This window comes from Francisella salina (assembly GCF_000219045.1).
Classification (GTDB): domain Bacteria; phylum Pseudomonadota; class Gammaproteobacteria; order Francisellales; family Francisellaceae; genus Francisella; species Francisella salimarina.
The window spans coordinates 1889402-1912343 of sequence record NC_015696.1 but is presented as its reverse complement, the minus strand read 5'-3'; the positions used below and the strand labels follow the sequence as shown (position 1 = coordinate 1912343).

The following is a 22942-nucleotide window of genomic DNA, read 5'->3' as shown; positions in this document are numbered from 1 at the left end:
AGATTTTTTAAGAATTAATTTCTGTTATTATTTATTCTACAACACTTATGTCTACAGAAGGACGTAAAGTTGAACAAACAGCTAAAGCTTCGTGTACTGGATGATCAGCGAACTTTTCAAAAGGAGCATTTGCGCCTGCCTTAGTGTTGATGCATGGGATAGTCTGTTGCATCAAGTTGTAGTCAAATCTAGGCGCCCATTTACGAGATCCAAGTCTAGCTGTAGTTGAACAGTTATCAACCATATGAGCAACACCTTTGAAGTGCATATATGGATTTAGTGAATCTACAGCTTCAATGATAGACTCATTGACAATCTCAGAGTATGCATGACCTTTTTGAGCTAAAACATCAGATTGAGCCATTATACAAGCTATATATACCCCTGCTGTAATTGGATCAATAGGAGTTGTGTGCTGGTCACGTTCAGCTCTTACCTTTTCACCAACTTTCCATAGTTCAGTTTTGTCAATTTTGCCCATTGGTAGACGATCATGACGAGCACCAGCCATTACAACTGAGCGAATTTCATTACCGCTTTCAACATCTTCATAACACTCAATTAAGATATCAAATAGAGGAGTATAAGCAGCATTGTAAGCATTTTCAAACTTTTGCTTGTCTTCGGCAGATTCTAAGCTTTCGTACACTTTTTTCATTCCTTGCGTAGAGATAATCTTAGAAATAGGTCCAGTGATTGCTTCAGCAGTACGTCTGAAAGCTTCTTCTTTGTCCATACCATTATCAGTGAAGTAGCGATAAAGCACTTCGATGATGCCATGTACACCACCAAGTAAAACACCTCTTTCACCAAAGATATCAGAACGATATTCCATTTCCATAGTTGTTGGGAATACAAATGGTGCACCACAAGCTATAGCCCAAGCTAGAGCCTGTTCAGTTGCTCTACCGTTAACATCTTGATATACACCAATACTGCTATTTATACCGGCACCATTTACTGTCTTACCTTGCTCGTATAAGCGACGAACGGAAGGCCCCATACCCTTTGGACACATTGCAACGATATTTATATCATCTCTAACCTTGTAGTTAATGCTCTCAATAAAGCCAATTAAGAAACCATGAGAGAAACCTAGAGTTGCTCCAGGTTTAACAGCTGCAAAAATCTTATCGTAAAGTTTAGCTTGAGCAGCATCAGAGATTAGGATAATAGCCATATCTGACTCTTTAATAACATCAAACATTTCACCTAAAGTACCATTTCCTTTAGTGAAACCTACAGCTTCAGCTTGTTTTTCTGAGCTTGAATCAGCACGTAAACCAACCTTAACCTTGATGTCTGTTCCCTCTAAAGAATCACGTAAATTCTGAGCTTGAGCTGGACCTTGAGATCCCCAACCGATTACACCAATCTGCTTAATTCCCTCAAATGCTTGAGGAAGTTTTTCAAATAGATGACGACCACCAGCAACGATAGTCTCATTTTGTCCACCTAAGTTATATTCTTTAACTTCAAAAATATTGCTTTGAATCTTCATTTTATTCTCCAGTATTAAGCTTTTTTATTATTAGTCTAACTATAAAGTTATACAAAGACTTGCTTGAAATAAAGTGAAAAATTTGCAACTATTTATTGCAGATAATGCAATAAAATACAGATATGATTGACAAAAAAGAATTAAAGGCCTTTAAAATTTTGGCTGAAACTCTACATTTTGGTAAGGCAAGCGAGAAATGTTTCTTAACACCGTCAGCATTAACCCGCCTTATCCAACGTATTGAACAAGAAATGGAAGTGGTACTTTTTGAGAGAGACAATAGAAATATTAGACTAACAGATGCTGGTAAGATTTATTATCAATTTGCTAAAGATATGCTACAAAAATATGAAGATCTAAACTGTATATTACACCCTAAAAAAGGCCAAGTAGTAGGCGATATTAGGCTATCTTGTACCGTAACGGCATCATATGTGGTTTTACCAAATATCATTAAAAAGTTACATATCAATTATCCAGGCATAAAAATACAGCTAACTACAGGTTCAATAAAAAATTGTACTAGCCAGCTTGAAGAGGATGCAACAGATGTAATTATAGCTATTTTGTCAAAAGATATTCCTAGTAATCTTTGTGTTAAAGAAGTGTTGACTACAAAAATGGTAATGATCGCTCCTGCTGTAAAGAAAGTTAATAATTTAAAGCAAGCAATTGAAAATATACCTTTTATAAAGCCAGCCCATTATATTGGTGGTAGTAATTTAGATGAGTGGTTTAAAAAGCAAGATTTAAAACCTGAAATATATGGTGATGTGGATGGTAATGAGGCTATCTTGTCACTGGTATCATCAGGTATTGGAACTTCTATTGTGCCAGAGGTGATATTAAGACACAGTCATCTATCTAAATCTGTAAATATAATAAAAACTCAAGGTCTGCCAAGTATATCTGTTGGAGTGGTAATGAGAAAAGAAGCTTTATCTTCGCCTGTTAAGAAGATGTTTTGGGAGCTTGTTGAAAGTTTGGGTGTCATTGAAATTTAAATCTCTTATGCGTTAAACAATTTTTTAACATCCTTTTGCTGTATCTATATATTCACTTGTTGATAGTTTATAATGTATATCTAAATTTTTTGATAAAACGTAGTTGTATTACATGAGTGAAATAATAATAAAAACTCCAGAAGAAATAGAGAAAATGAAAGTAGCTGGTAAATTAGCAGCAGAAGTTTTAGAAATGATAACTCCTTATGTAAAAGAAGGTGTGACAACAGCAGAGCTAGATCAAAGGTGTCATGATTATATAGTCACGGAGCAAGATGCTTATCCAGCACCATTGAATTATCATGGTTTTCCAAAATCTATTTGTACATCTATAAATCACGTAGTTTGTCATGGGATACCTGCTGATAAAAAACTTAAGAAAGGCGATATCTTAAATATAGATGTTACTGTCAAAAAGGATGGCTATCATGGTGATACTAGTAAAATGTTTATGATTGGTGAACCGTCAGTTATGGCTAAAAAATTAGTTGAGGTTACTCATGAATGTCTTTGGAAAGGTATAGAAGTAGTAAAACCGGGTAATCATTTTGGTGATATAGGTGCAGTAATAGAAAAACATGCTAAGAAATTTGGATACTCTATAGTTGATGCTTTTTGTGGTCATGGAATAGGTGCAAACTTTCATGAGCCACCACATGTTATGCATCATGGCAAAGCTGGAACAGGTGCTAAGTTTGAAGAGGGTATGATTTTCACAATTGAACCGATGATAAATGTTGGTAAAAGAGCTGTATCTGTTTTAAAAGATGGTTGGACAGCTGTAACAAAAGATAGATCTCTTTCAGCTCAGTGGGAGCATACAATCTTAGTTACGAAAGACGGTTGTGAGGTCTTAACATTAAGAGAAGAAGAAAGAAGCTAAAATGACAAAACAAGTAACTCAAAAGCTCGTGAATCAAAAATGTGAGCTTTTACGCTCACAGAATGAAGAGATCACAGTCAATAAAGTTAGAAAGCTTATTGGAGAGGGTGTTTCTATTATTGATTTGGTTGAGAAGGTTACTTTATACAAAAATGATAGAAAGCAAGCTATTGCAACTGGAGATTGTGAGCAGGAACTAACAATAAATACAGTTGCTAAAGATGAGTTACTAGAAGCTATTAAATCCACACTCAAAGAATCAAATATTAAAGAAGATAAGCTCTCTTATGCTTTACGTAATAATATAAAGCAGTACATTGATAAAGAAATATCAAAGAGTATAAATAAGATAAAACAAAAACAAGTCGAGATCTCAAATAAAAACGATAGCTTAGAAATAGCAAATCTTACTTTAGACAGGCGTTACAAAGAGTTATTAGAAAAATATAATGAACTAAAAGAAGAGTCATATAGCCTGAAGCAAAGCTACAACTCTAAGTCAATAAAGTATATGGAGAAAGAAGCCACTGAGAAAATGATGTTGGCTTGGGAAGACTTCAAAGGAGTTAAAGAGCAGCTTTCAAGTCTTGGTGGATATGCAAAAGTAGCTGTATATGATAAGCGGGGTGTCGTTGTTATTAAATTCCCTGCTACAGATTTTCTCACACAGGAGTGTCGAGCAGGTGTTAGTAGATATTTAAAAGCAAAAACTGTCTTTGACTATAATATTCAGGCTTGGGTTCTTTCTGGATTTAAAGATATACTTAAAACATTGGATTTTTTACAAAGAAATAAGTTTGTGTTCTCAAAAGAGCTAGAAACAATAGCTTATCTGAGAAGACAAAAAAGCTAAGAAACTATTTCTTTGTATACCAATATCTACTTATCTAGTATAGAACGTCTTGTTGATATATAATTTATTGATAAATATTTATATTTTTCTGTAAAAAATGGATTTATTCTCAAGCTTAGAAAGTACTCAGTCTGTAGGAGAGTTTTCTGAACAAGCATATTTAAATTACTCGATGTATGTAATATTAGATCGAGCACTACCGCATATTTCTGATGGGCTTAAGCCTGTACAAAGACGCATTATTTACGCGATGAGTGAAATTGGTTTAAGCCATTTGTCAAAATATAAGAAATCTGCTCGTACTGTTGGTGATGTACTAGGTAAGTATCATCCACATGGAGATAGTGCTTGTTATGAAGCAATGGTGTTGATGGCGCAGAATTTCTCATATCGCTATCCATTTATTGATGGGCAAGGTAACTGGGGCTCAATTGATGATCCAAAATCATTTGCTGCAATGAGGTATACTGAGTCGCGTTTATCTAAGTATGCAGTATTATTGTTAGATGAGTTGAAAAAAGGTACTGTTGATTGGGTCAAAAACTTTGATGGTACAATGGATGAACCAAAACTTTTACCAGCACAAGTACCAAATATCCTCCTAAATGGAGCAATGGGAATTGCGGTGGGGATGTCAACATATATACCTCCTCATAATATTACAGAAGTGATTAATGCTTGCTTACATTTATTGTCTAATCCTAAAGCTAGTATTGAAGAAGTATTAGAAATAATTGAGGCTCCTGATTATCCAGGTGGAGCTAATATAATCAGTAGTAAAGAAGAGATCGCTGAAGTATACAAGTCTGGTAATGGCTCTATACGTCAGCAAGCTGTATATGAGTATGATAATCATGGTAACGTGATAATTACTAGATTACCTCATCAAGTTTCAAGTGCTTCGGTAATGGAGCAAATTGCTAATCAGCTTAAGCAACAAAAGATCACATGGATTAAAAATATCCAAGATGAATCAGATGATAAAGAGCCTGTCAAAATAGTTCTATATTCAGCGTCTACAAAGAAGAATATCCAAAAAATAATGGGGCATCTATTAGCGACTACTGATCTTGAAAAAAGTTTCCGTGTAAATATGAATATGATTGGTCTGGATAATAGACCTCAGGTTAAAAATCTCTTAGATATACTTAATGAATGGTTAGAATATCGTAAGCGTACATTACGCAGAAGATTACAAACTAGTTTGGATAAGGTTTTAGATAGGCTACATATCTTAGAAGGTTTGTTAATAGCTTTTTTAAATATTGATGAAGTTATTGATATTATCAGAAACTATGATGATCCGAGTGTAGAACTCCAGAGTAGATTTGCACTTTCTGAAATTCAGGCTGAAGCAATTTTGAATATTAGACTACGTAAATTAGCGAAAATTGAAGAAATTGAAATTAAAAAAGAGCAAAAAGAGTTACAAAAAGAGAAAGAGTTACTTGAAGGGTATCTAAACAGTGAAGTTAAGTTTAGAAACCTAATGAAAAAAGAACTAAAGCAAATTCTTGCTGACTTTGGTGATAGTAGACGCTCTAAAATAGTTCAAGCTGATAAAGCACAAGCTCTAGAAGAGAAAGATCTTATGCCTAGTGAGAGAGTAACGGTTATCTTATCAAAAGCTGGCTGGGTAAGATGTGCTAAAGGTGATAATATTGATCCTAAAGGTCTAAGCTATAAGCCTGAAGATAAGCCATACCTATCTACTTCAGGTAACAGTAATATTAGGCTAATTTTCTTTACTAAACTTGGTAAAGCATATTCGATGTATGTTGATAAATTTCCATCAGCTAGAGGGTATGGTGAGCATATAACAACATATATTCCTTTAGATAGAGAAGATGAAATTATCAGTATGGAGTTTGTTAATGCTTCTACGCATTTCTTAATTGTTAGTACTAGCGGAAAAGGTTTCGTGATACCAGCTGAAGATTTGATAGCAAATAAAGTTACAGGTAAAAATATCTTTGATGCTGATGATGTCTTTAAGTTTATACCGTATGATAAAGGTTTGAAAATGCTTGCAGTTAGCTCACAAGGCAGAACTATTATTCGTGATTTTGAAAGTTTTGCAGTGCTTAAAAAAGGTAAAGGTAAAGCTATAATTAAACTAGATAAAAAAGATAAACTTAAATTTATAGAATTATTCAAACCAGAGCAAGAGCTTACTCTTAGTGCGGGTAAGAGGTTTATTCGTATTGATAATAAAAACTTTGAAACATACTATACAGATAAGCCATCAGGTGGAGGTGTATTATTACCTCAAGGATTTAGAAAGATAACAAAAATAGATATAGAGAGTGTAGAATGAAAAAAATAGCAATATTAGGGGCTATGGAGATAGAAATCCAGCCGATATTACAAAAGTTAGAAAAATACGAAACTGTAGAATATGCAAATAATAAATATTATGTTGCTAACCATAATGGTATAGAGCTTGTTGTAGCTTATAGCAAGATTGGTAAAGTTTTCTCAAGTTTAACTGCAACAATAATGATAGAACATTTTGGCGCTGAAGCAGTTTTATTCACAGGTGTTGCTGGAGGGCTTCAAGATTTACAAGTGGGTGATATGATTGCTGCAACTGCTACAGTTCAACATGATGTTGATATTACAGCTTTTGGTTACCCTTATGGCAAGATTCCAATTTCTGAAGTTGAGATTGCTACTTCAGCACGGATACTAGAACAAGCTAAAGTAATCGCAAAAGAGCTTAATTTAAATTTACATACTGGAGTAATTGCTACTGGAGATCAATTTGTCCATTCTGCTGAAAGAAAAGATTTCGTGGTCAAAGAGTTTGATGCAAAAGCTATAGAGATGGAAGGAGCTAGTGTTAACCTTATTTGTAATGAGATGAATGTTCCTAGTCTTATATTAAGAAGTATATCAGATACGGCTGATGGCGATGCTCCTGATAATTTTGATGAGTTTGCAAAAATGGCAGCAAACCGATCAGCAGAGTTTGTAATGAAATTGGTTGATAAAATAAGATAGTAATATGGTTTTTAAGTTAGGGAAAAAACTTTTAATATTGTTGCTAGTATTAGTATCGACCTATAGTTATAGCTTGACAGATAAGCAAATTAAAAATGTTCAACAGGCTATAGATCAGCTACAGCAAAGAAACTATCAAGATTATTTGATAGCTAAAAGTGAAAGTAAAATCTCTGATAAAAAAACAAAAACTTACTTAAAGTACAAAGAGATATCTCTGCATCCTGATAAATTCTCTCAACAGCAAATCCAAGATTTTTTTAAAACTCATAAAGATGAGTATTGGGCATCTGAGTTATGTGATGATTTAGCAATATACTATGCTAAAACTAAAAATTGGAAGATGTTTGAGAAATACTATGATGGCGATTTGCAAACCGTAGGACAGTGTTGGGTTGCAGATAATCAGAATAAAATAAATAAAAAGAAAGCAATAAAGCAGTTTGCAAAATATTGGCAAAAAAATAAGTTTAATGCTCCTGAGTGTGTTGGACTAGATAAAGATGTAAAAAATACACTAAAAAAGAAAAGCAATGTATATTAGATAAAGCATATAATCTCGCGTTGAGTAATGATTTTGGCGACTCTTCTAAACTTTTATCAAAGTATGTAAAACAAGATCAAGAGTATGCTGAGTATATAAATCAATGGAAATATGTTAACTATAATCTTAGTGTTAGTACGTTAGATAAATTCATAAGAAAATATCATAAGTATCCAAAGTTTACAGAAGTGATTTTAGATATTGCTAGTGATAATGTAAAAACTGATGCTTTGAAATATGCTAAAGTTTGGCAAAAGTTAAAGTATAGAAAGTTTCTGAGTTATAAAATACAACAACAAATAGATGAGAAAATAGCAATTGCTCTTGCACAAAAGCATGATAGTAATGCGAAACAATGGCTATTAAAAATTGATAAAAAGCATATCTCTAAAATTGCAGAGCACTGGATCTTAAGAATTGACTTGTATAATTCTAACTACAGTGGTTATGTTGAAGATTATCTTGGTAGTTCGAAACAAGTACAACAAGGAGTAATATGGAAGTATTGGTTAGCTTATAGTTATCAAAAACTTGGTATGCTCAAAAAAGCTAGACCAATATATACTGAATTAGCTAAGGCTCCTTATAACTACTATGCATACCTATCAGCTGATGCTATGGGATTAGGTTATAACTACGGTGATAATACCTATAATGGTATATCCTATTCTGAAATCCAGAAACTTGAATTAGATCCAGATGTTAAACATGCTATTGAACTTCACAAGCTAGGCCAGTTTAAAGACTCCGTAAAACTTTGGAAGTGGGTGATTCGGAACAAGTTCTCGAGTGGACATAGAGATGAAATTCCTCTTTTGGCACAACTAGCTTGGCTTTATGAAATGTACTATCAAGCAATATTTAGTATGCATATGATGGGTATTGATAGTCATGTACACTTATTATATCCAGATGCATTTGATGATATTGTACAAGAGCAATCAACTAAATATGATTTAACTCAATCGTTAATTTATTCAATAATGAGAAAGGAGTCATTATTTGAAATTGAAGCAAAGTCATATATTGGTGCAAAAGGTTTGATGCAAGTCACGATACCTACAGTTAATTTTATATCTAATAAGTATAAATTAGGATATAACATCAGTAACTCATCTGATGAAGTATTTGATCCTTATATAAATATTAAAATTGGCTCAGCGAATTTAGATTTTTTAGATAGTTTATTTAAGAACAATTTAGTTCTAGCTATTGCTGCTTATAATGCTGGACCTGGTAATGTGAATAAGTGGCTCACAAATAAACAAGTGCCTGTAAAACAATGGATTGAGAATATACCATTTGGAGAAACTCGCCACTATGTGAGAAAAGTATTAGTTAATATGGTTGTTTATAATAATGTTATTTTGAAGGATAGTAAAAAGATAAAGTTGAGCAATCTACTAAATACAGAAGTATCTAATAAATATAATTTTAAAAACTGATTTCGTATAGTAGTGTTGGGCTTTTATCATTAATAATGTTAGTATTTCTATCAAAATGATTCCTTATATTATTAAATTTCAATGAAAAAAGTTATTATAGGTAGTTTAGCACTTTTGTCTATCAGTGCGGGCTATACTCTCACAAGCCAACAAGAAAAATATTCTCAGCAAGCAATTAAAGCTTTAGATAAAAAAGATTATAAATCTTATTATTACTTAAAATCAAAACTGAAAGAAACAAGTATATACCCATACCTTCAATACAAAGAAATAATCGCAGATCCAGCTATTTTTGAGTCGGCGACAATTGATGATTATTTAAGAACACATCAAGATAGCTATTGGAATAATCAAATCAAAGAAGATCTTGCTAGTTATTATGCTAATAAAAAAGATTGGCAAGACTTTAAAAAGTATTATGCCGGTGGTTTAGGGATATCAGGGAAATGTTGGTCAATGCAGGCTGAATATGAGTTAGGCAATAAGTCTAAAGCTATAGATGAGTACGGACAGCTTTGGCAAAATCGTGTCTATATGCCATCAGCGTGTAATGATATGCAAAAGTATTGGGATAATTCTGAAGATAAATCAAGAGACTATCTAACTACAAAGGCATATACTCTAGCTTTTGCTAATAAGTTTGATGATAGTTTATGGTTACTAAACACTTATGTTAAAGACAATAAAGATTATGTGAACTATATATCAGCATGGCGAAATGCGATAAAAAATCCTAATAATCTAGACGATTTTATAAGTAAATTTCACAATTATAGAAATTTTGACAAAATATTCGTTGATATATCGAAAGATTTGGTTAGAAAAAATTCTGAGAAATATGCAAAAATATGGGATAGTTTAAGAAATAAAAGATATCTTAGTAATCAGACCAAGCAGCAGTGTATTTCAGCTATAGCAGTTAGTTTTGCTAGGTCACAATCACCTCAAGCTAAACATTGGCTAGCGAGGGTTGATAAAAAATATCTTGATACCACTGCATGGGAATGGCTATTGAGAGTTGATTTATATAATCAAAATTTCAAAGATTATATAAAAACATATAATCAGTTACCTAAAAAGTCTCAACAGGATGAAGCATGGAGATATTGGCTAGCATATAGTTACGAACAAACAGGACAAAAAGCAAAAGCTAATGAAGTGTTTGAAAATTTAACTAAGACCTCTCTGGATTACTATTCATTCCTAGCATCTGACAAGCTTGGTAAGCCATATAACTTTGGTAATGATAATGCTGATAAATTAGATAGTCGTGAAGCCAAGAAGCTTGAATCAGAAGAAGCTATTCAACAAGCGATAGATTTATATCAGATTGAGCAATTTAAGGATTCTACAAGCCTTTGGAAATGGACAATACGTAATAAACTTAAGAATAAAGATATTACACAGATCAAAGAGCTAGCTAGATTAGCAGAAGATAATAAAATGTACTATGCTGCAATATTTAATATGGCTGTAATTGGTAAATACAATAATATTGATATGTTGTTCCCAAAAGCATTTTTGGCTACAGTTGAGAAGAATGCTAAAAAATTTGGCATAGACCAAGATCTTGTATTATCAATAATGCGTAAAGAGTCATTATTTGATGTTGAAGCCGGATCATGGGCAGGAGCAAAGGGGCTAATGCAAGTAACAGAGCCTACAGCCAAATTTATTGCAAAGAAATATAAATTACCTCTTGTTGGTAATAAATCCGAAGGCATGGCTAGCCAGATATTTATACCGGAGAATAATATTAAGCTTGGTACAGCTAATTTATATTTCTTGGAAAAGCTCTTTGATAAAAATCCTGTATTGGGAATAGCTGCTTATAATGCTGGTCCAGGAAATGTTGCTAAATGGCTAAACAGTAAAGAGGTTCCAGCAACCATTTGGATAGAGAATATTCCATTTGGCGAAACTCGTCATTATGTTAGAAAGGTTCTAATGTATATGATTGTATATAATAATTTTGTATTTAAAGACAAAAAGAATCATATTAGTAATTTCTTGGACTATAAAATATCTGATAAACAGAGCTTTAGAAAATAAACTCTTAAAAATCTAAATAGTATATTATAATCAATGGTAATTATTTCGTTATAGTATAAAGCTAATGCGTGTAATAAGTGGTGTTAAAAGAGAGAATTTATTAGCATACTTTCTGACATACGTTGGGTATATGACTCTAACAATCTCAATGACCTTAACACCATCGTTAGCATCTAATTTGCATCTGTCTAATTATGTAACTCAGATAGCTATGAGTCTATCATTTTTTATGTTTAGTGTTTCTGCGATTTTATTTGCGACTTTATCAGATGTTTTTACAGCAAAGAGAGTACTATTTTTTTCACAGAGCTTGTCTATATTTGGTTTAGTTTGCATAGGACTATCAGATAGTATCTATACTGTATATATTGGTTTTGTGAGTTTGGGGCTTGGTACAGGATGTTACTCGTCTATCGCTAGAGCATTGATATCACGTAATGCTGACAATAATAGCCAAATGAAAAAAGCACATTCGGTTTTATCAGTAATGATAATAGTTGCACCGATAGTTAGTACATATTTAGCTTTATTATTGATTCCGATTTCTTGGCGAGCAGCTTATTTTTGTATGGCAACAATTGAAGTGGTATTATTTATTTTTTCAATAAAGATATTAACTGCTGATGCTCAAAGACAGGTCGTAATTCCAGCATCTAAAATATTCTCTGGCTTTGCTCATGCACTATCTCAGCCTAGATACTTGTTAAATGTAATGATTGTAGCGATACTCTTTTCTTTTTATTTAGGTGTCTTGGTGAGCTCATTTAAAGGTTTGTTAGTTGATGAATTAAATATGTCGATGGATGTCTTTACTATGGTATTTTTGGTAACATCTTTACTATATATTCTTGGGATATTTAGTTATCGTATTAAGGCAGATAGTAGTCATAAGAAACGCTATAATTTAGGTGTTTTAGCTATTATATTTATCTTTATAGCTCTATATAGTTTTTTAGAAATATCATCATATAGTACTGTGACAACCTTGCATTTAATATGTTATTTTTTAGGCTTTTTTATACCAATGGCTACAGGTGCTGCTATGAGCAATATCACTAAAGGGCATGGTACAGCGGCAGCGATGATAACATTCTCAGTGGCACTGTGTATGTCAATATGGGGATTTCTAAAAGCACACTTTAATATGTCAAATTATCATTTTATACTATTGGCTTTGTGGATTAGTTTTAGTTTAGCACTATTGCTTAAGATTATTATAGTTTTCGTCTTGGATAGAAATCAAAAATAAAATCATAAATTTTATTTCTGGCCCTGATTATTACTAGATTCAAGCTGAATTTCTTTTGTGGAAACAAATTTGATTCCCATATCTTTTCCAATTTTCAAAACTTCTGAGATTAGGAGCAACAAAATAAAAGCAATTTTCAAGAACCCATAAAATAATGATATTTTAAGTTTTTTTACATACTTATATACTCAATAAAAGGTGTTCTTCCGGTGATTCCAAATTGACAGTATCTCATAGGCAATTTATTTAGCTAGGTATTCTTTTTTAGAAAGAATATTGTAAGCCTGATGTTACAAAATTCTGAGAGTCTCCAGAGAATGAAATGGTATATGTATATGTTACTTTTAGACTAAGGTTGTCGATATACTTGATAGGGAACATTACACCTACTGGGAAGACTGCAAATCCTCCCCATGTATTATTTGTATCTAAATAGCTACTAGGGGCGTTACGCTGGTTGGCTATACCATTAATATTAGTATGTCCTATTCCAAGTCCAGCGGCAGCATAGGCGGTTATATAGTTATTTATTTTGTAATAGTATTTTGCAGCCCCAGCAAAGTAGTTATTAACTTGGGTTGTATTATATTGGCTAACAAGAAAGTTTTGGTAAACAAACTCTACAGCATAAGATTCGCTAAATCTATATCCTAAGTTAGCAACTACAGTTCCACCACCTTTAGACATGTTAGTTTGTTGTCCCCAACCACCATTAATTGCTACATATATTGATGGTTTAAATGTTTTCTTAGTTATATCGTCAAGATCGTTAATGTTATAGTAGTTCGGAGGTAGTTGATAAAGGCCTCTAGTATCTTTTTCAAGCTTACTGGAGTCTGATTTAATATTAGTATCAAGTTCAGTATTTGCTAACGCTTGGTTTGCTATCAAAAAAAGAATTATACTAAATAAGAGGCTTTTTGTTTTCATACCTATCAATAAAGTTTTTAGGGTATGAGTTACTCTGAATAATTAGCATCAAACTGAATTTTTTGTGATGGTGCCAACTTGATACCGATTTCTTCAGCCAAATCTAGTACGCTCATAATAAATTGTTCCCTCTGTTCTAGCTCTTCTCCCCAATCTGTAGATATAAAGAAAACATAGACTAATATTTTGATAGATGCAGGTTTTAAATCATTTACACGTATATAGTATCCCTCTTTTCTCATATGAGGGGTATTTAATACTAGTTCATTAATACCATCAACATAAGATCTAAGTTTAGAGGTAGGTGTTGATTCGTCAATTTCAAGAGTAGTCATATATCTTCTATATATTCTCTCACCCATATTATTAATTTGTGAAGTTACAAAAGCATAGTTCGGTATAATAAGAACAGAGTCCTCGAAAGTTCTAATAGTTGTACTTCTTAGTCCTATTTTTTCAACTATTCCTTCTTTGTCTTTTATGATTACCCAGTCTCCAATTTTTATAGGTCTTTCCATGGCTAGGATTATTGAGCCAAAGAGATTTTCAATTGTATCTTTACCAGCTAATGCAATAGCAACACCACCGATTCCAAGAGCTGTTAAGAAGTGAATCATATCAACTCCTAGCTCTTCGATTATGATTCCGGCAATTATTAATATAATAATAAGGTTAATTACTTTATTAGCTATTACTATGGCAAATGCAAATCTTGCAGATCTATTTTGGTCCTTAACTTTTTTGTAAGAAGAGATTATGAATGAGCATAGTACATTCATAATCTCTGTACATAAGAACATTATTACAATTCCATATACAATTTTAAAAATTATATTGAAATAGTTGGAAGCATTTGTGAATATGATTAATGAGTTAAAAAAGAAAAAATATGCAGCATACATTGATACTATTAGTGATGTCGCAATATTTAATTTCCTCACTGTTTTATAATCTTTATTTTCAAAAAGACTACGTGTGATTCTAAATATAGGCCTTAAAACTATAAATAATACTTTATAAATTACATAAAATATCATTAGTGAGATTATTGATATAATACTAATATACAGATTTGGTCCATACTCTTTTAGAAGGCTAGGAATATTTTCCCAGATAGAGTTACGTAGATTAGATCCAAAAGGAGCTCTTATATTGCTATCTAAATCATCTAAAAATATACTTACCCCATCTATCTGAGCATTTTTAGGGAAAATCCAGTTTTTAGTCTTGCTATCCTTATTTGTAATATTTTCTAAATATATACTTTTGCCTGAAATAGGTGAGGTGTAGACCATTACTAAATTACTACCTGGAAGAACTTCTCCAGGTATATTTCGTATAGTGATTTTAGCAGTTTTGAAGACTCTATCCATACTGAAAGCTATAAATGAAGCAAAATCTTTTCTAATATTCTCCTTAATCCAGCTGGTATCCATTATGTTTAAAGCATCTGCCATTTTGAACTTATATGCATCATTAGCTCCAAATATGAACTGCATGTATGATAATACTGGCATTGATATATTTCTTATATTATCTTCGCCTAGGCTCTTTTCTTTTTTGAAGTCGGCAAATTTCTTGAGTGTATTAGTGTCTGTGAAATTTTCTTTTGTAAAATACCAGTTTCCATGACTATTTTTTGCTAAATAAAATGTTTGTTTGTTATTACCTTTACCCAGCGTTAAATCTAGTTTATTTCCTGTGGTATTAATAGGCACATCACTTATTTTAAAATCAGTTTTTAGTATGGCTACTAGCATGGTATCAATATCTATATCTTTTTCACTGCTAGTATAATCATTAACTTTGACAGGTTCAGGAGAGATAGTATTTATCACATCATAATAGTAATTATGGTATCCCATCCATAGACTTAAAGCTTTGTATGTGAAATTAGTAAATAAATTTTGAGGTGTTTTATTATTGAATTTATCCATTTCACTCTTACTCAAGAAGCCGAATGAACCATCTTCTAGAGCCTTATATTGAGCCTCTGATAAATATGTGGCATTAACCATTGGTTTAATATAGAGGTATGCGGATACTATGAACAATATGAGAAAAACTATTTTTAAAAATAGTAGGGTTTTAGATAGATTCTTATTTTTATTCATATTTTATAAACTTTAAGATAAGTAACTAAGTGATTTTAGATTAATGAAAAAAGCTATGCAATTTATTTTTAGCCTTGTGTATTGATAAGGCTAGGAGATATTAACTAAGTTATCATACGTAAAGAGATATGATTTTAAATATTATTTATAGTAATATTTGTAGCTAAGTTTATAAATGATAAGTAACTAAGATGTTTTCTCACCTTCGTATCCATACTGGATTTTCTGTTGTCGATAGTACTGTTCGTTTGAGTGATCTCTTTGCCAGAGCAAAAGATAAGAATATCCCTGCAGTAGCACTGACGGACGTATGTAATTTATTTGCTGCAGTTAAATTTTATAAGCAAGCTTTGTCAAATGGGATTAAGCCTATCTTTGGTGTAGAGCTAAAGATTGATACTGAGTTTGGTGTTTGTGATCTGGTTTTATTGGCAGAGAATAATCAAGGCTATCAAAATATTGTTGATTTAGTTTCAAAAGCATATCAAGAAGCTGAGAGGTTTGGCTCAATTCCACTAATTCCCAAAAGTTGTTTGAAAGATACTAAATTAGATAATGTTATTTGTTTAAATGGTGGTCAATATGGCGAATTTGGACAAGCTGTATTGGCTAAAGATATTGAAAAAGCAGAGCAAGTAATAGCTGAAAATATCGCAATATTTGGTGTTGATAACTATATCGTAGAGATTCATAAGCTTGGATATGAAAATGAGGGCTTGTATAACGAGAAAGCACTTGAACTTGTAAGTAAGCATAATCTTATAGCTGTAGCTACAAATTTAACTGTTTTTATGGAATCAGATGATTATGATATCCATGAAATTAGGGCTTGTATCAATGAAAAAACAACAATTCTTGATGAGTCGCGTAAATCTAAATTTACAAGAGAACAGTATCTAAAGTCAGCTGATGAGATATATCAAATTTTTTCAGAGCTACCAGTATTGTTAGAGAATACTTTAGCAATCGCAAAAAGATGTAATGTAACATTTGATTTAGGTAAACCATGTTTGCCAACGGTAGATATTCCAGATGGTTTGACAGAAAGAGAGTACTTTTCAAAGCTATGCTATCAAGGTTTAGATAAACGTTTAGCAAAAATTTTAGAAAATAGACCAGCTGATAAGCATGAGCATATTATAAAAGTTTACAAAGATAGACTACAACGCGAGATCGATATTATCTGCGATATGGGCTTTCCTGGCTATTTCTTGATAGTTGAAGATTTCATTAGATGGTCAAAAGAGAATGATATACCAGTAGGTCCAGGGCGTGGTTCTGGTGCTGGCTCATTAGTAGCTTATTCATTGCTTATTACCGATATTGATCCTTTACCGTATGGTTTACTTTTTGAGAGATTTCTAAATCCTGAAAGGGTATCTATGCCTGATTTTGATATTGATTTCTGTATCCAAGGTAGAGATAGAGTTATCAAATATGTAGAGCAAAAATATGGTAAGCAAAGTGTTGGGCAAATTATCACCTATGGCACTATGGCTGCTAAAGGTGTGGTGCGAGATGTAGTGCGTGTGATGGGGCAGAGTTTTGGTTTTGGAGATAGGATTGCTAAGCTAATACCAGAAACGCCAGGGACAACATTTAAGAAGATTCTCCATGAGGGAGAGCCCCTGTACGATGAAATGCAAGCAGATGAAGAAGTAGCAGAGATTGTTGAAAAAGCTCAAAAATTAGAAGGTCTACCACGAAGCTTGGGTAAGCATGCCGCGGGTATTGTGATATCGCCAACTGTGATATCAGATTTTGCTCCTGTATATTGTGAAGATAAAGGTGGAGATATAGTTACCCAATTTGATAAGGGCGATGTGGAAGATGTTGGACTTGTTAAGTTTGACTTCTTGGGGCTAAAGAACTTAACAATTATCAAAAATGCTATTGCAAGCATCAATGCTAAAAGACCAGCTAATGAAACGCCTCTAGATATTTCTGATATTCCTCTTGATGATGAGAAAACATTTAAACTGCTTCAAGCTGGTAAAACTATCGGTATATTTCAGCTAGAGTCACAAGGTATGCAACAGATTGTCAAAGATCTTGGCACATCAAACTTTGAGGAGATTATCGCCTTAGTAGCACTATATCGTCCTGGTCCGATGGAGAATATCCCAACATTCGTAGATCGCAAACATGGCAGAAAGCAAACTATCTACTTACATCCATTATTAGAAGAAGTTCTTAGAGAGACTTATGGTATCCCAGTTTATCAAGAGCAGGTAATGCAAATGGCGCAGAAGCTAGCTGGTTACACTCTTGGTGGAGCAGATTTATTGCGTCGTGCGATGGGTAAGAAAAAGCCAGAAGAGATGGAGCAACAGCGTAAAATCTTCAAAGAGGGTGCCGCTAAATATCATAATATCGAAGCTGGACTTGCTGATGAAATATTTGACCAAATGGAAGCCTTTGCTGGCTATGGTTTCAACAAATCTCATGCTGCGGCTTACGCGTTGATTGCTTATCAAACTGCTTGGTTAAAAGCTCATTATCCTGATGAATATATGGCTGCTCTTATGTCAGGAGATATGGGTAATACAGATCAGTTGGTTAAATTTATTTTAGATGCTAAGAATATGGGTATCACAGTCTTAGCCCCAAATGTAAATAAGAGTGTACATGACTGTATTGCAGCTTCAAAAGGAACAATTTTATTGGGTCTAGGTGCTATCAAAGGTCTTGGTGGTGAAGCAATTAAAAGTATACTTAATGAGCGTGAGGTAGGTGGTGAGTTTAGTTCTATTTTTGACTTAACTCGTAGAGTGGACTTGCGTAAGGTTAATAAAAAAGCACTCGAAGCCTTATGTTTTGCAGGAGCTATCAAGGATATATCTAAAAATAGAGCAACAGCTTTTAATTCTATCGAAAAAGCTATCAAAAACGCTGGTTATGTGAATGAAATGGCTGCTGCAGGGCAAAATGATTTATTTGGTTTCACAGAACAAGAGAGTGATACTGATACAGAGCTTGAAAGAGAATGTATTGTAGAAGAGTGGAATCTTAGAGAGCTTTTGATTAATGAGAAAAAAGCATTAGGGATGTATTTCTCAGGGCATATTATTGATGGTGAAAGTCATTGGCGTAATCATGTTAGCTTTAGTGATCTTGAGAAAATCCAAAAACCAAATATGGATGGTAATTCTGTAAGAATTATTGCAAGTATGATAACACCACCAGCTAGACGAAAAACTAAAACTGGTAGAGTTCTGTATATTATTAATATTGATGATGAGTTCGAAAGAGCAGATTGTCTAGTTGGTGAAGATGTATTTGCTGCAGTTAAGGATAATATCCAAGTTGATGATGTGGTTGTAGTAGAGGGTAAAGTTAGCTATGATAAACAACGAGAGTGCAATAAACTAAGTGTTGATAAGGTACAACCGATATCACAATATATTGATGAGAATTTTAGTAAAGTTGAGCTGAATCTTAGAAGTCAAAATGTAAACCCTACAAACCTAAAAAAAGTATTAGATAACCTCAAGAAAAATATAGCCACTATTGATATTCAAAGAGAAAATGTCTTAGAAATAAAAGTATCTCTAGATGATGTTGATGCTAAGTTTGAATATTTTCGAAAGCCCTTCTCGGTGTATGAGTTTGTTAATGATATTAGTAGGTTAATAGCTGAGGGTACTACTGTTAGTTTGAGTGGGCTTTAAAACATATAAAGTCATTCTATGGCCTAACCATAGAATCTAAAGAAGAGCTTGATAATGGCATTTGTGTATATTCTAGCGAGTAAATGTAATGGAACTCTTTATATAGGTGTAACATCAAATTTAATCAAAAGAGTTTACGAGCATAAGCAGGGTTATTCTGATGGTTTCACGAAAAAATATGATGTCAAAAAGCTAGTATATTATGAGCAGTTTAACAATATAACAGACGCTATTTATCGTGTGAAAAGATTAAAAACTTGGCAAAGAAAATGGAAACTAGACTTAATAAATAAGTTTAATCCTAGGTGGTTAGATTTGTATGCTAGTATTTTAGCATAGTGGATTTAATTTCACATTTTGGTTTTTGGATACTACGGTCGGAGCCGTAGTATGACGACTAGTGGATATATATTAGGACTTAGTAAAAAAGTTGTCATTCTACGACTTGATCGTAGAATCCAAAGAAAGGTTTAGCAATGGCATTTGTGTATATTCTAGCGAGTAAATGTAATGGAACGCTACATCGGCGCGTAACACTTGGGCAAATAATATAAAAAAATTACAGAGGTAACAAAAAATGCGATATGTAGTGATATTGATAATATTGATTATTCTAGCTCTACTTTTTTTGTAGAGGAGTGGATAGATGTCTAAATTTTTAAAGTATATCCTCATTATTGCAATACTGATAATTACAGTGTCACTTATTACAAGTAAGAAAGATACTGAGATAGTTCCAACAGTTGTTAGCGTTCAAAAAATCGGTGAATTATCTACATTAAAAGTCACAGTCAGTGGTAATTCTTTATATGTCTCTGATAATGCTACAGTAGTAGAAAATACTGCTAAATATAGCTATAAAGCATCTGCTGCTTTATCGATGAATATTGATGAATCTGATATCAAAATTGATGAGAAAGATAAAACTATAACACTAAGAGTTAAACCACCCAAAGTAACATCCGTTACAATAGATTTTGATAAAACTAAGCAATTAAGTAGGCAAGCATATACATTTAAGGTATTGCCTAGATTAGGCGTTATAAATACTGATCCTGATAATCATCTGGCAAATATCGCATATAAAGAAGTTCAAAAACTTACAGATAATGAAGCTTCATCAAAAGAGCATATTGAAGAGGCGAAAAATAAGTTTGTTAGTTTGATGAATAAACAGTATCAACCACTAGGATGGAAAGTAGTAGTGGATTGGGTGGGGTAATTTTGAAACTTTCTTTGGCTGATATGTGAAGTATTAAAAATGTGCTAGTATTTTAAGATAGATGGTTTGATTAATTTTTTGTTTGGTTTTGGATACTACGGTCAAGCCGTAGTATGACGACTGGTGGATATATGTTAGGTTTTAGTAAAAAAGCTGTCATTTTGTGGTTTGTTTGTAGGGTTTAAATGTATGAGGGGTGAAAGTGAGAGATGATTTTAGATATATAGTTGAAAAAGCTGAATATTTTCATAAATTAAAAAACAATGAAGAATTCCTTTTTAATCAAGCTAATAACTTAGATAGTGATAAAGTTAAGTTAGTTCAACAGAGTTATGAAAACAAACAAAAAATTAATCAAATCAGGTATTTAGCTGCAAACTTAATGTTAGATAAGAAGCTCGATCATAGTGCTTTAGGTAAAATTAAGAAAAAAGTTAATAGTGACTATCCTACTGATATAACAAAAAGTTGGAAAAAACCTTTTTCAATACTTTATGTGTACTTTTACAATCCAATAAAGGATACAGTAGTTGAGAAGTTAAATCATATAGTGGAAGAGATAAAAAACAAAACAGATATTTCGTTCAATGTTACCATGAATAGTTTTGATGGAGCACAAAACTTTGGTTCGGATATTTGTTGGATAGCGTTATATGATCCTAAAAAGAAATCTCAAAGTGAAGGCATACAGTATTTTATAAATATTAGCCAAGAAGGTATTCAGTTTGGTACTTATAAACATCAAGATAAGAAACATATTAGTAGGACAAACTTTGCATCTAAAGAAATAAACAGCACTATTATTGATGAAATAGTTAAAGATTTTGAAGCTCAGAAAGATCTCATTTTTAAAGAAGCTAATGAAGAATATAAAATGGGAAAGATTATGATAGATATAAACAGTAAGTTGACAACTGATTCAAAACAACTTTTAAATAATAAAAAACAAATAATCCTATACGGTCCAGCTGGTACAGGTAAGACTTATAATACAAAAAATATTATTGTGAATCATGCCTTTGATAATGTAGATGAAGATAAAATAGATGAAAGATATAAAGAGCTACAAGATCAAGGCAGAGTAGAATTTGTAACTTTTCATCAATCTTTTGCTTATGAGGATTTTATCGAGGGGATAAAACCAAATTTAAACGAAGAAGTTGAGGGTAATATTTCTTACAAGGTTGAAAATGGTATATTTAAAGAACTTTGTGAAAAAGCAAAAGAAAACTATATAAATAGTTTTAAAAGTACTCAACAAGTTAACCATGAACAACAAATAAAGCAAAAGTTTATATCTTTTGTAAATGACTCTATAGAAAATGAAAGAGAATTTTCTAAAACACAGAAAAATAAAACTTTCACAATAATATCTATAGATAGTCAAAGTTTAGTTATTAATTCTGATGATAGTAAATATAATAATCATCGAATAGAAATTAAGTTAAATGATTTTTATACAGCTTTAGGCTATGAAGAAAGAGAAAAATTATCGACATCTAAAGAGTATGCCTTAAAAATCTTTAAAAGGACTACTCAATGGCAAGTAGATACTTATATCTTAAATATTTTAAAAGAATTTGATAAAGAATCTAAAAATTTTAAAGATATTACAGAGACAAAAGAGGATAATAAGCTTAGAAACTACTACCTAATTATCGATGAAATAAATCGTGGTAATATCTCAAAAATCTTTGGTGAGCTAATTACTCTTTTAGAATCCAGCAAACGACTTGGTGAAGATAATGAGCTAACTACGACACTCCCATATTCAAAAGATGAGTTTGGTATACCACCAAATCTATATATTATTGGCACAATGAACACATCTGATAAAAGTATCGCTCATTTAGATATTGCTTTGCGACGTCGTTTTGGTTTTGTTGAGATGTTGCCAAAATATGACCTTAAAGATGGTAATGGAGAAAATTTATTAGATGATTCTTGTGCAAAATTATTAGAAGAGTTAAATCAAAGAATAGAAATACTTTTAGATAAAGATCATCTAATAGGGCATAGTTTTTTCTGTGGTATTTCAGAAAACGAAAGTAATTTAGATAATAAAATATCGACAATTATGCAAAATGAAATAGTGCCTTTGCTAGAAGAGTATTTTTATGGTGATTATGAGAAGATACAGTTGGTTTTGGGTAATAATAACTTATCATCTGAAAAATTTGAGAAGCATGAAAAATATAAAGATATAGCTAATATCAAAAAGCTGCTAGAAAATTCTAATAAAGAAACTAAGTATGATTATTGGTTTCAACTAGGGAAAGATTTTGATAGCTCACTAGGTGAAAAGGCTGAGGATAAAACTGAATAAAAACGTGTCATTCTATGATCGTAGAATCTATAGTTAGATTGTGAATGGATGATGAGGGGTGACTCTTTAGTTATAAAGTTTCGCTGCTTACTGCGTAAGCTATAGCGACATACTTTTTTCATGGCAGAAAAAGTATGCAAAACTG

Annotated in this window: 16 protein-coding genes; 13 read left to right on the top strand and 3 right to left on the bottom strand. The window is 32.3% G+C overall.

All coding sequences use genetic code 11. The features are described 5' to 3' along the window. Positions 1 to 31 precede the first annotated feature (31 nt). Positions 32 to 1501 carry a ketol-acid reductoisomerase gene (locus tag F7308_RS09240; protein ID WP_013923608.1) on the bottom strand — a complete coding sequence of 490 codons (1470 nt, stop codon included), beginning with the start codon at positions 1499 to 1501 and terminating at the stop codon, positions 32 to 34. 122 nt (positions 1502 to 1623) lie between these two features. On the opposite strand from F7308_RS09240, the gene ilvY reads away from it, so the two are divergent. From ilvY to F7308_RS09200, 9 genes are all read left to right on the top strand, one after another. Further along, on the top strand, positions 1624 to 2505 hold the full coding sequence (gene ilvY / locus F7308_RS09235) for an HTH-type transcriptional activator IlvY (RefSeq protein WP_041263839.1): 882 nt from the start codon (positions 1624 to 1626) through the stop codon (positions 2503 to 2505). A 112-nt stretch (positions 2506 to 2617) separates the two neighbouring features. Next, complete coding sequence (map, locus tag F7308_RS09230; protein ID WP_013923606.1) at positions 2618 to 3388, top strand: type I methionyl aminopeptidase; 771 nt, start codon at positions 2618 to 2620, stop codon at positions 3386 to 3388. Position 3389: 1 nt separating this feature from the next. Next, entirely contained in the window at positions 3390 to 4241 is an 852-nt protein-coding gene (locus F7308_RS09225; RefSeq protein ID WP_013923605.1) for a hypothetical protein, read from the top strand. A gap of 97 nt (positions 4242 to 4338) precedes the next feature. Then, on the top strand, positions 4339 to 6558 hold the full coding sequence (parC, locus tag F7308_RS09220; RefSeq protein WP_013923604.1) for a DNA topoisomerase IV subunit A: 2220 nt from the start codon (positions 4339 to 4341) through the stop codon (positions 6556 to 6558). Next, positions 6555 to 7244, top strand: a complete 690-nt coding sequence (locus F7308_RS09215) for a 5'-methylthioadenosine/adenosylhomocysteine nucleosidase (RefSeq protein WP_013923603.1) — start codon at positions 6555 to 6557, stop codon at positions 7242 to 7244. Before parC ends, F7308_RS09215 begins: the two co-directional genes overlap by 4 nt. Before the next feature lie 4 nt (positions 7245 to 7248). After that, positions 7249 to 7788 (top strand): hypothetical protein, encoded by a 540-nt coding sequence (locus F7308_RS10360; RefSeq protein ID WP_013923602.1) that lies wholly within the window; start codon positions 7249 to 7251, stop codon positions 7786 to 7788. 20 nt (positions 7789 to 7808) lie between these two features. Next, positions 7809 to 9233, top strand: a complete 1425-nt coding sequence (locus F7308_RS09210) for a lytic transglycosylase domain-containing protein (protein ID WP_232215347.1) — start codon at positions 7809 to 7811, stop codon at positions 9231 to 9233. A gap of 75 nt (positions 9234 to 9308) precedes the next feature. Next, positions 9309 to 11285, top strand: coding sequence for a lytic transglycosylase domain-containing protein (locus tag F7308_RS09205; protein WP_408610315.1), 1977 nt, complete (start codon positions 9309 to 9311; stop codon positions 11283 to 11285). A gap of 64 nt (positions 11286 to 11349) precedes the next feature. Beyond that, positions 11350 to 12534, top strand: a complete 1185-nt coding sequence (locus F7308_RS09200) for an MFS transporter (protein ID WP_013923600.1) — start codon at positions 11350 to 11352, stop codon at positions 12532 to 12534. 264 nt (positions 12535 to 12798) lie between these two features. Here the strand turns inward: F7308_RS09200 and F7308_RS10125 are convergent, their stop codons facing one another. Both F7308_RS10125 and F7308_RS09190 read right to left on the bottom strand, forming a co-directional pair. Next, positions 12799 to 13464 (bottom strand): outer membrane protein, encoded by a 666-nt coding sequence (locus F7308_RS10125; RefSeq protein WP_013923599.1) that lies wholly within the window; start codon positions 13462 to 13464, stop codon positions 12799 to 12801. Positions 13465 to 13493: 29 nt separating this feature from the next. Continuing rightward, the gene (locus F7308_RS09190; RefSeq protein WP_013923598.1) at positions 13494 to 15482 is read right to left on the bottom strand and encodes a mechanosensitive ion channel family protein; all 1989 of its coding nucleotides are present in this window, start codon (positions 15480 to 15482) and stop codon (positions 13494 to 13496) included. A gap of 287 nt (positions 15483 to 15769) precedes the next feature. Between F7308_RS09190 and dnaE the strand changes: the two genes are divergently transcribed. From dnaE to F7308_RS09170, 4 genes are all read left to right on the top strand, one after another. Then, positions 15770 to 19249: a DNA polymerase III subunit alpha gene (gene dnaE / locus F7308_RS09185; protein WP_013923597.1), complete on the top strand. Its 3480-nt coding sequence runs from the start codon at positions 15770 to 15772 to the stop codon at positions 19247 to 19249. A gap of 54 nt (positions 19250 to 19303) precedes the next feature. Further along, positions 19304 to 19588, top strand: a complete 285-nt coding sequence (locus F7308_RS09180; protein ID WP_013923596.1) for a GIY-YIG nuclease family protein — start codon at positions 19304 to 19306, stop codon at positions 19586 to 19588. A gap of 307 nt (positions 19589 to 19895) precedes the next feature. Then, positions 19896 to 20471, top strand: coding sequence for a DUF4230 domain-containing protein (locus F7308_RS09175; protein ID WP_013923595.1), 576 nt, complete (start codon positions 19896 to 19898; stop codon positions 20469 to 20471). 202 nt (positions 20472 to 20673) lie between these two features. Next, complete coding sequence (locus F7308_RS09170) at positions 20674 to 22797, top strand: McrB family protein (protein ID WP_013923594.1); 2124 nt, start codon at positions 20674 to 20676, stop codon at positions 22795 to 22797. The last annotated feature ends 145 nt before the right edge of the window (positions 22798 to 22942 follow it).

Bases quoted from the DNA above. Each gene is read 5' to 3' on its own strand.
- F7308_RS09240 (WP_013923608.1), bottom strand. From the start codon at position 1,501: ATGAAGATTCAAAGCAATATTTTTGAAGTTAAAGAATATAACTTAGGT.
- ilvY (WP_041263839.1), top strand. From the start codon at position 1,624: ATGATTGACAAAAAAGAATTAAAGGCCTTTAAAATTTTGGCTGAAACT.
- map (WP_013923606.1), top strand. From the start codon at position 2,618: ATGAGTGAAATAATAATAAAAACTCCAGAAGAAATAGAGAAAATGAAA.
- F7308_RS09225 (WP_013923605.1), top strand. From the start codon at position 3,390: ATGACAAAACAAGTAACTCAAAAGCTCGTGAATCAAAAATGTGAGCTT.
- parC (WP_013923604.1), top strand. From the start codon at position 4,339: ATGGATTTATTCTCAAGCTTAGAAAGTACTCAGTCTGTAGGAGAGTTT.
- F7308_RS09215 (WP_013923603.1), top strand. From the start codon at position 6,555: ATGAAAAAAATAGCAATATTAGGGGCTATGGAGATAGAAATCCAGCCG.
- F7308_RS10360 (WP_013923602.1), top strand. From the start codon at position 7,249: ATGGTTTTTAAGTTAGGGAAAAAACTTTTAATATTGTTGCTAGTATTA.
- F7308_RS09200 (WP_013923600.1), top strand. From the start codon at position 11,350: ATGCGTGTAATAAGTGGTGTTAAAAGAGAGAATTTATTAGCATACTTT.
- F7308_RS10125 (WP_013923599.1), bottom strand. From the start codon at position 13,464: ATGAAAACAAAAAGCCTCTTATTTAGTATAATTCTTTTTTTGATAGCA.
- F7308_RS09190 (WP_013923598.1), bottom strand. From the start codon at position 15,482: ATGGTTAATGCCACATATTTATCAGAGGCTCAATATAAGGCTCTAGAA.
- dnaE (WP_013923597.1), top strand. From the start codon at position 15,770: ATGTTTTCTCACCTTCGTATCCATACTGGATTTTCTGTTGTCGATAGT.
- F7308_RS09180 (WP_013923596.1), top strand. From the start codon at position 19,304: ATGGCATTTGTGTATATTCTAGCGAGTAAATGTAATGGAACTCTTTAT.
- F7308_RS09175 (WP_013923595.1), top strand. From the start codon at position 19,896: ATGTCTAAATTTTTAAAGTATATCCTCATTATTGCAATACTGATAATT.